Here is a 548-nt window from a genome sequence, read left to right as displayed (position 1 = left end):
ACGAACAGCCGCGTCATGTAGAAGGCGGTGAGGCCGGCGCCGAGCAGGGCCGCCGTGCCGTACAGCCAGGAGGTCCAGTCGCCGCGCTCGAAGGCCGCCGCGATGATCGGCTCCTTGGAGAAGTAGCCGGACAGCGGCGGGATGCCGATGATGGCGAGCCAGCCCATCATGAAGGTGATCCAGGTGTACGGCATGTGCTTACGCAGCCCGCCGAACCGCCGGATGTCGACCTGGTCGTGCATCCCGTGCATGACCGAGCCGGCGCCGAGGAACATGTTGGCCTTGAAGAAGCCGTGCGCGAGCAGGTGGATGATGGCCAGCGCGTACGCGCCGCCGCCCAGCCCGACGCCGAGGAACATGTAGCCGATCTGGCTGACCGTCGACCAGGCCAGGACGCGCTTGATGTCGTCCTTGGCGGCGCCGATGACGCAGCCGATCAGCAGGGTGAGCGCGCCGACGCTGACCACGACCGTCTGCAGCGTGGCGTTGGCCGAGAAGATCGGGTTGGACCGGGCGATCAGGTAGACGCCGGCGGTGACCATCGTCGC

At 67.9% G+C, this 548-nt stretch carries 1 protein-coding gene; it reads right to left on the bottom strand.

Annotated features, from left to right (window positions below; all coding sequences use genetic code 11):
• Window positions 1-548 (bottom strand): proton-conducting transporter membrane subunit (locus DMB66_RS60725; RefSeq protein WP_305028484.1); only part of this gene is annotated, 548 nt, incomplete at both ends.

The sequence above is a fragment of the Actinoplanes sp. ATCC 53533 genome, assembly GCF_003947245.1.
This window is presented reverse-complemented; position numbering and strand designations above follow the sequence as displayed.